This is a genomic window from Protofrankia sp. CiP1_Cm_nod3, assembly GCF_982290655.1.
In genome coordinates this window covers 1-9,538 of record NZ_CEVIVD010000122.1, presented here as the reverse complement: position 1 = coordinate 9,538, position 9,538 = coordinate 1, and the positions used below count along the sequence as shown (strand labels likewise).

Genomic DNA, 9,538 nt, shown 5'->3' with positions numbered 1-9,538 from the left:
CCGAAACCTGTTCCGGGCCCGGGCCGCCGTGGCCCGGGTTATCGTGACGACCGGTCAGGTCTGGCTGTTGAGATAGCCGATGCCCATCGCGCCCCACCATCCGGCCTGGGACAGCAGGTTACTGATCACCGATCGGGCCAGGAGCATCCGGGACGCAACGGTGGCGGACCGTTCCAGACGGTGCTGGACCGCCTGGATATGCAGGCCGTTGAGCGCGATGAGGAGCACCAGCCCGATCTTCACCCGTGTTATCGGCGTGGACAGGTCGGGATGCAGCAGGACACCGCTGAGCACGAGCCCCGCCAGCCCGGCCCAGATCAGCAGATGCAGGCCGTCCGCCACCCGGATGATGTCCGGGAAGCTGCGCCGGCCGGACAGCCACAACAGCGCGAAGAAGTCGATGGCGAGGACCGCGCCGAACCCTGCCACGAGTGAGGCGAGATGGACGAACAGGGCGGCGGTGTGCAGGACCGGGTCGGCGGTGACGTGGGTGGCGGTCCAGACGGCCGCCGCCCACCCGATGATGAGGATCATCCCGGCCGCGAGGAAACGGGCCCACCGTGGCAGAACTCCGCCGTTGGGTGGGGAGGCCTGGGTGATGATCAGAGCCGGGACGGGTCGCGTGTCCGCGGCCAGGGAAATGAGCTGATCGGGAGCTGTCCCTCCACCATCGGTCATGATCAGTGCTTGAGCGTGACGTCGGTGAAGGTGGCAGTCGCGCCGCTGGCCAACGCTGGCGTATGACCTTCCTCACCGTGCTGGAAGAAGGTCGGTATCCCGACTGTCGCGCGCAGCGTGTAGCTGCCGTCCCGCGGGATTGTGAAGTTGTCCGTGTGGTGGAAGCACTCGGCGTAGCAGAAGTTGAGCGTCTTCTCGTCCACGGCCGTGCCCTTGTCGTCGACGACCGCGAGTGTGACCGGTGCGTTCGGCACGATCCGGCCGGTGGCCGCCTCGATGGGGATGATCTCGATGTGGTGTGTCTCGCCGGCGGCGGGCCTGCGGAGCACCTGTTGCCCGTCGTTGCCCTCATACCAGCTTTCGGTGGCCTCGACCACGCCCTCCGGCGCCGCGGTGGAGGCGGTCGAGGTGCTGGCCGGGTGTCCCGGGGATGTCGTCGTGGCGCCGGTCGTCGAGTCGTCGGAGCAGGCGGTGAGGCCGAGCGGCAGGGAGACGGGCAGCGCGAGAAGGGCTGTTCGCCGGGACACGCATCCTCCTTCAGGAAGGCTTAACTATTAAGTTAGGATAACCTAAATGAATCACGTTTCGTCAACTAAATAACTCTTTCCACCTATGGAAACACTCTCCGTGATAACTATGGGCTGATGGGAGGCCTCGGCTTCCCGGCGCACCGTCGACAAGGATGATCCGACAAGGATGATCCGAATCATGCCCGGGTGCTCATGGGCCTTGCGTGAGGCGGCGGACAGGCGTGGGAGAAGAAGGTGGGCCGGTCAGTCATGCCGGAAACCGGCGCCGGTGCGGTCGAGCGGGTCGGGCGGGAGCCCGAGGGAGGTGGCGCGCAGGTGCTCCCAGGCGGCCAGCCGACTGAAGTCGGGGACGGCGCGTATCTGCTGGCTGTCGGTGAGGAAGGGGCCGGGGAGCAGCACGGTCATCTGAAAATCTGACCGCCGCCGACGATATCGACCCTGCGCCCGCGGTCCGCCGGGAATCCTGACGGTACAGATTCTGGTAGTACAAGCTCCGGCAGCACACATGACGGCACGTGCGGGCACCACGTACACCGACCGCCTCTCCAGCACCTCGTGGAATGGGTCTTTCCGGTGCCGTGGCCGGTCTCCTGGCTGACGGGTCCGCGCCTCCGGCCGGCCTTCCCAGGCGTGTGACGCCCAGTGACCTCCGCTGCGCCGCGGACGAGGCCGAAGACTTCCCGATCACAGTGGCGAGGGCCGCGCCGGTACTCCACCGGCTTCCCGAACACCACGGCCGGATCAGGCTACCCATCCGGGCCGGACACCTACAAGGATTGACATCTGAGCAGATGGCCAACTATGCGGCAGGGCCGCGCAGGGGGCTGCTCCACGGGGGCTGCCCCACGCAGGGGTGAGGCGTGGGCGGCGGCCGTCGATGGGAGTATGCGATCCATGCACCGCATCGCGCCGGCCCGGCCGGCCAAGGTGATCGACGGCGACCGGGCCTGCGATGCCGCAGGCGCGGTGGCGGACCGGGGCCGCATCCAGCACTGGGCGGCACGGTTCGCGATACTCGCGGACCCGGGGCGCCTCGCGATCATGATCGCGGTCCGTCATGCCGGCCCGATCTCCGTCTCCGGCCCGGCGGCCGGAGTGGGCATGAACGACACAGCGGTCTCGCAGGCGTTACGCATTCTCCGTTACCACGCCGTGGTCTCCCCGCACCGGGACGGACGTGTCATCTGCTACACCCTCAGTGACAACAGCACTGTCGACCTGCTGGACGGCGTCCATCCCGCCCCCGTTCTCGCGCACAACGGCACCGCGCACCCGGACAGCTCCGAGGAGAAACCGCACCCGCCGGCGCCGGCGACGGGCTGAGTGTCTGTCGCGGTGAGCCTGCCGAGGTGAGACGTCATTTTTTCGGGGGTCTGCTCATCGTCCGCCGGTGACGTATTGTCGTCCACGCCACGGACCCGCTGATCTGGAAGACGGGTATCGGCAGCAGGACGGCCGACACCGCGCTGCCGGACAGCGGCACCGTGCGCGCGCACCAGAACCGCGCGAAGGCCGCGTCGCGGTACAGCGACGCGGCCTGGCGGTGGTGCGTTTTTCGCGGCCCTGGCCGCCTCCTCGGCCTCCCCGGGTTCCGCGGCCTCACCGGTACCGGTGGCGACAGGCGCCCGGCGGTACCGACGAGGTGGCCCCTGCGGTGGCCCGCGGCCCGGGACGCTGCCGGCCGGCAGCGATGGTCACCAGCCGGCCGGCCACGACCCGGGTCAGCCCTGGCGGGACTGCCGGGCCGCGGTGTGGCGGGCCGCGACGTCGGCCCAGTTGACGATGTTCCACAGGGCGGTGACGTAGTCGGCCTTGACGTTCTTGTACTGCAGGTAGAAGGCGTGCTCCCAGGCGTCGAAGACCAGCAGCGGGGTGCTGCCGACGCCGACGTTGCCCTGGTGGTCGTAGACCTGCTCGATCAGGAGCCGGTCGGCGACGGGCTCGTAGGACAGCACACCCCAGCCGGAGCCCTGGATCGTGCTGGTGGCGGCGGTGAGCTGGGCCTTGAACGCGTCGAACGAGCCGAAGTCGTTGGCCACGGCGTCGGCGAGGGCGCCGTCGGGCTTGTCACCGCCGTCGGGGGAGAGGTTCTGCCAGTAGAGCGAGTGCAGGACGTGGCCGGAGACGTTGAACGCGAGCGTCTTCTCCAGGCCGACGATGGCGGCGAAGTCGCCCTTGTCGCGGGCCTCGGCGAGCTTGTCGAGGGTGGTGTTGGCACCGGCGACGTAGGCGGCGTGGTGTTTGTCGTGATGCAGCTGAAGGATCTCGCCGCTGATCGACGGCTCGAGGGCGGCGTAGTCGTAGGGCAGGTCGGGCAGTGCGTAGGTCGCCACTGGCGTGGAGTCCTCTCATCACGGTGAGAAATGGGACAGGTACAGGACGGAACACGGCGGATCCGTTCCTGGCTCTTGGGGCGCGGCCTCTCGGGGCGTGGCACCGGATGGGCTCGGCCGGCCGCGACGCGCGTGCGCCAGGCCGCCGGTCAGGGCGGCGGTCAGGGCGGCGGTCAGGGCGGCGGCTCGGTGACGTAGGCCCGTTGGATCGCGGCGAGCACGTCGCGCGGCCCACTGTCCGGGCCGGCGCGTTCGGCCAGGTGGTCGAGGGTGATGCCGCACAGCGTGGACAGGCCGAGGACGAGTTCGGCCACGGCCGCCGCGGGGTCCGCGCGCTCGGCGCCGTCGGCCATGACCCGCTGGACGCTGGCCCAGAAGAAGCCGGGGTCGTCGGCCGAGTCGGTGTAGGCGGTCATGACCTCGATCGCCACCGGCAGGCATCCCCCGGGGCCGCTCCCGATGTCACGCATCGCTACTCCTTGTCGTCAGCGCCGTCTACAACGATGCCTGTCGCGGCGTCCACCGGCGTCGTCACGAACGCCATCGTGAAGTACTTGTAATAAGGCTGTAACTGTAGGCCGTCCACAGTCGAAAAATGTAACTATATGTTTATCTATAATTACTATTAGTGGTAATTTGTTATACGCGATGAGGTCCGGCCTGCTCGCCGAGTGTGTCTCCTTCTCGCGGCCGTGCCGGCGCTCCCATGGCCGCCTCTCGCTACGCTCCGCTTCTTCCCGCTCCGCTTCGTTCGGCTTCGCTTCGTTCGGTTTCGTTCCCGCGCGTCGCGCCGGTGGCGAGCGGCCGGGCGAGGGCGACAGTTTGCAATCTATTACTTCCTGCAAGTGTCTTGCAGGAAGTGGCGGAGATGGTTAGCGTCCGCAGGCGCACCCACCCCGTCGGCGCTGCCGGGGCCGTCCATCCGGGAAGGATTCCGTCATGGCCGCTCAGGTCGACACCCCGCGCGCGGCGCGGCTCACCCGCATCCGCCAGGCACTCGGCCCGCGGGAGTGGGCGAGCGTGGCCGGCATGGCCGGCGTCATCATCGGGCTGCACGTGACCGGCTGGTTCGCCCTGATCGCGATCATCGCTCCGCGGCACTACCACTTCGGCGCCGACGGCCAGGTGTTCGGCATCGGCCTCGGGGTCACCGCCTACACCCTGGGGCTGCGCCACGCCTTCGACGCCGACCACATCGCCGCGATCGACAACACCACCCGCAAGCTGATGACCGACGGCCAGCGGCCGCTGTCGGTCGGGTTCTTCTTCTCCCTCGGCCACTCCACGATCGTCTTCGCGCTGGCGTTCCTGTTCGGCATCGGGATACGTTCGCTGGCCGGGCAGGTCGAGGACGACGGCTCCACCCTGCACGCCGTCACCGGCTGGATCGGCACCACCGTCTCCGGCGGCTTCCTCTACCTCATCGCCGCGATCAACCTCGGCGTGCTGCTGGGGATCCTGGGGGTGTTCCGGGACATGCGGCACGGGCGCTACGACGAGGCCGCCCTCGAGGAGCAGCTGAACTCCCGCGGCCTGATGAACCGGCTGCTCGGCCGCGTCACCAGGGCGATCACCAGGCCGTGGCAGATGTACCCGCTGGGTGTCCTGTTCGGTCTCGGCTTCGACACCGCCACCGAGGTCGCGCTGTTGTTCCTGGCCGCCGGGGCGGCCGGGGCCGGGCTGCCCTGGTACGCCATCCTCGTGCTGCCGGTCCTGTTCGCCGCGGGCATGAGCCTGCTGGACACCATCGACGGGTCGTTCATGAACTTCGCCTACGGCTGGGCGTTCTCCAGGCCCGTCCGCAAGGTCTACTACAACATCATGATCACCGGGCTGTCGGTCGCGGTCGCCTTCCTCATCGGCACTGTGGAACTGCTCGGCATCCTCGCCGAGAAGGCAAGCCTCACCGGCGGTTTCTGGGACTGGGTCAGCGGCCTGGACCTCAACATCCTCGGCTACTTCGTCGTCGCCCTGTTCGCCCTGACCTGGGCGGCCGCGCTGCTGGTGTGGAAGTACGGGCGCATCGAGGAGAAGTGGTCCCCCAGCAGCCGCGAGCACACCCGACAGGCCGAGCCCGCGAGCTGACCTCGGCCGCGCGCCCGGCGCGGCCGCCGTTCCGGCAGTGGTCGATCATGTCCGCATCCGCGCACACGCCCGCCGGCGGGTGGACGGGGCGGGCGGACGGTGCGGGCGGGTCATCCCACAGCCGGACGGAGTTCATCCCAGAGGGTGATGCGGGCCACGTTCCCCCGGAATATCGTCCTCAGCTGTGTAAGGAATGATTTCGGCGAACGAGGATCTGTTCCATACGGGGCGAACGTGCGGGATACCGCGGGCGGACGGCGTGGAGGGCCTGGTGGTCGAGGCGTTTGTGGTCGTCGGTGTGACGCGACGGGCCCGGCTGGCGGACCCCTGTTCGTTCCGGCGGCCGGCCGGCGCGTACCGGCCCCGCCCGGAACGCGCCGGCCGGACACTGCCGGGCGCCGTGGTGGGCTGTTGTCGTCCGGCCCCGCGGGTGGGCTGAACATTTCCCGGGAAGGCCCGTCTCCCCGAGCGGGCCGGTATCTCCCGAGAAGGTCGATATTTCGAAGTTCCGAGTTTTTGTTCCGGCTCGTGAAGGCTCGCGCAAGGACAAGGAGAAGTCGTGGCGCACTACAATTTCGGGATCAAATGGCTGAAAGCGTTCCGGGAGAGCGCTGAGGCGGTCTGCAAGCTCTACGACGACGAGAACTTCGTCTTCGAGGACGTGATGCTCGACCAGCACAACATCAACAACAAGCCGGATCTGCATCGCCTTTTCGCCCCGTACGCGAACAAGGACCCGGAGAACGGCATTGGCATCCACAACTTCCGGATTCGCTCCTACATCGGCAACGAGCGGGTGGGCCTGCTCCGCTGGGAGTGGAGCCCCGAGCACGCCGCGGTCTTCCTCGGCCTGGACGTCGCGAACAAGCCGTTCGGCACCCAGGGCCACACCTTCCACATCTACAACGAGAAGGGCCTGATCGTCCGCGAGTCCTCCTGGTGGGACGCGTCCGCGGTGCTGCGCGCGGTCGGGCCCGTCAGCCCCACCAAGAGCCTGACCGGCACCAAGCCCACCACGGTGAAGGTCTCCACCGGCGCCCCCTTCACCCGGGCGGCCAGCGGCCTGGAGCACGCCCAGCGGTGGGCCGCCGCCCTCGGCGGGGACACGGCCGCCCTGGCCGACCTGTACGCCGACTACTTCACCCTCGAGTGGACCAAGGTCGACGACCACCTCGACGACACCGTCACCGACCGCGAGACCCTTGTGGAGCGGCTCGGCGGGATCGCCAGCGGGGAGAACGGCACCTACACCTTCACTCCCACCGCGTGGTTCGGCGGGCCCGGCGACAGCTACGGCCTCATCCACTGGAACGTCCGGATCGAGGGGGCCACGACCTACCGTGGCCTGCCCACCAGCGGCAAGACGCTGGAGACCCTCGGCTCGACGTTCCACCAGTTCGACTCCGAGGGAAAGATCATCCTTGAGTCGACCTACTGGGAGGACAACCGCGTCTTCGAGGCGCTCGGGGTGCCGGTCATCCGCCCGCACTACTGGGACGAGAACTTCGATCCGGCCAGCCTGCTGCCCGGATAGCACAGGGCCCGGGCACACACCCGGTCGCTGACGGCGACGGGATGCGAGCGGGACCTGCGGCGGCGGTGCCAGGCGAGGATTCGAGATCCGGTGACAGAGCCGGTCCGGGTACCTCCGCCACGGCCCGCCGCCTGTTCGCGTGCGCGCACCGTTCGCGGGCGGCGCGCCCGGGCGTCCCGCCCGGCGCCCTGTCCGGGCCCTGGCGGGCGGCGCCCGGGACGCCCTGTTCGCGCTCTCTTTGTACGTCAGGTATCTATTTGTACGTCGGGTGTGTCGGCTGCTCGGTCCAGATGGTCTTGCCCAGGCGGCTGTAGCGGCTGCCCCACCGCCGGGTCATCTGGGCCACCAGGAACAGGCCGCGGCCCCCCTCGTCGGTGCTGCGGGCATAGCACAGCCGTGGCTGGGTGAAGCTGGCGTCCGAGACCTCGCAGACGAGCAGGTCGTCGCGGATCAGCCGGACCCTGATCGGGCCCTGCGCGTACCGGATGGCGTTGGTGATCAGCTCGCTGATGACCAGTTCCGTGCTGAAGGACAGGGTGTCCAGGTCCCAGTCGGCCAGCTGCCGGGTCGTGAGGCCACGGACCTCGGAGACCACGGACGGGTCGGCGGGGAACTCCCACTCGACGACGGCCTCGGCCGTCACGGTGCGGGTGCGGGCGAGCAGGACGACGATGTCGTCCGCGGGCGGGGCCGAGGAGGTGTCGCCAAGGAGGGCCTGGCCGATGTCGTCCAGAGACCGGTCGCTCTCGCAGAGTGACTCCAGGTGTCCGTGGAGCCACTCCATCCCCTGGGTGACGTCGCGGTCGTACCGGTTGAGCAGGCCGTCGGTGTACAGGGCGAGGACGCTGCCGGGCGCCAGCGTGATCTCGGTGACCTCGAAGGGCATCCCGCCCACGCCGAGCGGCGGCCCGGGGGTGACGTCGACGAAGTCGACCTTGCCCTCCGGCGTCACCACGGCCGGCGGCGGATGCCCGGCGCTGGCGATCGCGCAGCGGCCGGAGACCGGGTCGTACACCGCGTAGACGCAGGTCGCGCCCACCGTGTCCCGCCGGGACGGGTCGGCCTCACTGGCGAGCCGCTGCACGAGGTCGTCGAGGTGGGCGAGCAGTTCGCCGGGCTCGAGGTCGAGATCGGCCAGGGTCTGCACGGCGGTACGCAGCCGTCCCATGGTGGCGCTCGCGGGCAGGCCGTGCCCGATGACGTCACCGACGACGAAGGCCACCCGCAGCGAGGACAGCGGGATGACGTCGTACCAGTCACCGCCCACCTGGCGCCCGCGGTCGGCCGGGACGTACCTGCCGGCGGTCTCGGCCGCGGTGGTGTCGGTCCTCGCCTGGGGCAGCAGGGCCCGCTGCAGCGCGATGGCCGCCCGGCGCTCGCGGGTGTACCGGCGGGCGTTGTCGATGCTCAGCTCGGCGCGGGAGACGATCTCCCGTAGCAGCTTGCGGTCGTCCCGGTTGAAGACCGGGGCCGAGCCGGTCCGCCACACGCTGACGATCCCGAACAGCAGGCCGCGGACGTACAGGGGCGCGCTCATCCCCGAATGCGCGTCCAGCGGGATCATCGCGTCCGTGAAATCGCTCGCGTAGGGGACGACCTCCGCCCGGGTGGTGGCCATCAGAACCCTGCCGCGCTGCAGGCTGTGGATTTCGAACCCGTCCGGGAACGGCGGGATCGGCATGTCCGTCCGGATGAATCCGGGATGCCAGGAACCGTGGTGGCGGACCGCGGCGACGCGCCGCAGGCGCAACTGTCCACCGCCGAATGTTTGCGGCGGCTCGTCTCCGGCCCGCACGGCTTCACTGAGATCGACCGTGGCCACGTCGGCGAGGGCCGGGACGAGGACCTCGGCCAGATCCTGGGCCGTGTGGTCGACGTCCAGTGAGCGGCCGATACGTTTGGCCGCCGCATAGAGCAGATACAGATCGTGCGGGTTCTGCTGCTGTCCGGTCATATCAGATCCATGGCACATTCCAACGACGTCGCATGAAACACGATCCCGATACCAGGCCTCCGTATCGTGCTGAAGGAGCACACGCCCGGCTCATGGGGCGACGTCGCAGAATACCATCCGATACGGTTTCCCGGCCGATTCACCGGTAGCTCCCGCCGGACGCCCCGCGGATATTCCTGCCTGGCGGGACGGAGCGGCCACGCGGCCGGCGGGCGCGGCGCGCAACGCGGCCGGGGGCACCTCCTGCGTGCACCTCCTGTGTGCGTCCGGTACATGGCTGCGCTGTCCTCCGCTGGCCGTCCCCGGTCGGCCCGGGCCGCGGTCAGTTCTGACTGTCGACTGGCTGGTGGGCGGTAGCGTCCGGTACATGCCCCCATCGCGGCCCGCGTCCCAGCCCACTTCCCGGGCGGCCGCCGCCGGCGGG

At 69.2% G+C, this 9,538-nt stretch carries 9 protein-coding genes and 1 riboswitch; of the genes, 3 read left to right on the top strand and 6 right to left on the bottom strand.

What is annotated here, in order from left to right:
* Positions 1–54: 54 nt before the first annotated feature.
* From AC5LUJ_RS18925 to AC5LUJ_RS18915, 3 genes are all read right to left on the bottom strand, one after another.
* A complete protein-coding gene (locus AC5LUJ_RS18925; protein ID WP_250281039.1) occupies positions 55–678 on the bottom strand; it encodes a hypothetical protein in 624 nt (207 codons plus the stop codon).
* 2 nt (positions 679–680) lie between these two features.
* On the bottom strand, positions 681–1,205 hold the full coding sequence (locus tag AC5LUJ_RS18920) for a hypothetical protein (protein WP_250281037.1): 525 nt from the start codon (positions 1,203–1,205) through the stop codon (positions 681–683).
* Between the two features lie 246 nt (positions 1,206–1,451).
* Positions 1,452–1,613, bottom strand: coding sequence for a DUF7676 family protein (locus tag AC5LUJ_RS18915; RefSeq protein WP_250281034.1), 162 nt, complete (start codon positions 1,611–1,613; stop codon positions 1,452–1,454).
* Between the two features lie 158 nt (positions 1,614–1,771).
* A riboswitch (cobalamin riboswitch) is annotated at positions 1,772–1,958 on the bottom strand.
* Between the two features lie 135 nt (positions 1,959–2,093).
* On the opposite strand from AC5LUJ_RS18915, the gene AC5LUJ_RS18910 reads away from it, so the two are divergent.
* Complete coding sequence (locus AC5LUJ_RS18910) at positions 2,094–2,531, top strand: ArsR/SmtB family transcription factor (RefSeq protein WP_493465397.1); 438 nt, start codon at positions 2,094–2,096, stop codon at positions 2,529–2,531.
* 398 nt (positions 2,532–2,929) lie between these two features.
* On the opposite strand, the gene AC5LUJ_RS18905 is transcribed toward AC5LUJ_RS18910, so the two are convergent.
* Both AC5LUJ_RS18905 and AC5LUJ_RS18900 read right to left on the bottom strand, forming a co-directional pair.
* Positions 2,930–3,541 (bottom strand): superoxide dismutase, encoded by a 612-nt coding sequence (locus AC5LUJ_RS18905; protein WP_250281030.1) that lies wholly within the window; start codon positions 3,539–3,541, stop codon positions 2,930–2,932.
* A gap of 173 nt (positions 3,542–3,714) precedes the next feature.
* Positions 3,715–4,011: a hypothetical protein gene (locus AC5LUJ_RS18900; protein ID WP_250281028.1), complete on the bottom strand. Its 297-nt coding sequence runs from the start codon at positions 4,009–4,011 to the stop codon at positions 3,715–3,717.
* A gap of 469 nt (positions 4,012–4,480) precedes the next feature.
* Between AC5LUJ_RS18900 and nicT the strand changes: the two genes are divergently transcribed.
* Positions 4,481–5,626, top strand: coding sequence for a Nickel transporter NicT (gene nicT, locus AC5LUJ_RS18895; RefSeq protein ID WP_250281026.1), 1,146 nt, complete (start codon positions 4,481–4,483; stop codon positions 5,624–5,626).
* A 559-nt stretch (positions 5,627–6,185) separates the two neighbouring features.
* The gene (locus AC5LUJ_RS18890; protein ID WP_250281025.1) at positions 6,186–7,160 is read left to right on the top strand and encodes a nuclear transport factor 2 family protein; all 975 of its coding nucleotides are present in this window, start codon (positions 6,186–6,188) and stop codon (positions 7,158–7,160) included.
* Between the two features lie 253 nt (positions 7,161–7,413).
* Here the strand turns inward: AC5LUJ_RS18890 and AC5LUJ_RS18885 are convergent, their stop codons facing one another.
* Entirely contained in the window at positions 7,414–9,114 is a 1,701-nt protein-coding gene (locus AC5LUJ_RS18885) for an ATP-binding SpoIIE family protein phosphatase (RefSeq protein WP_250281022.1), read from the bottom strand.
* Positions 9,115–9,538: the final 424 nt, after the last annotated feature.

Excerpts from the sequence above, each read along its gene's own strand:
- AC5LUJ_RS18910 (WP_493465397.1), top strand. The coding sequence starts at position 2,094 with ATGCGATCCATGCACCGCATCGCGCCGGCCCGGCCGGCCAAGGTGATC.
- AC5LUJ_RS18925 (WP_250281039.1), bottom strand. The coding sequence starts at position 678 with ATGACCGATGGTGGAGGGACAGCTCCCGATCAGCTCATTTCCCTGGCC.
- AC5LUJ_RS18915 (WP_250281034.1), bottom strand. The coding sequence starts at position 1,613 with ATGACCGTGCTGCTCCCCGGCCCCTTCCTCACCGACAGCCAGCAGATA.
- AC5LUJ_RS18885 (WP_250281022.1), bottom strand. The coding sequence starts at position 9,114 with ATGACCGGACAGCAGCAGAACCCGCACGATCTGTATCTGCTCTATGCG.
- nicT (WP_250281026.1), top strand. The coding sequence starts at position 4,481 with ATGGCCGCTCAGGTCGACACCCCGCGCGCGGCGCGGCTCACCCGCATC.
- AC5LUJ_RS18900 (WP_250281028.1), bottom strand. The coding sequence starts at position 4,011 with ATGCGTGACATCGGGAGCGGCCCCGGGGGATGCCTGCCGGTGGCGATC.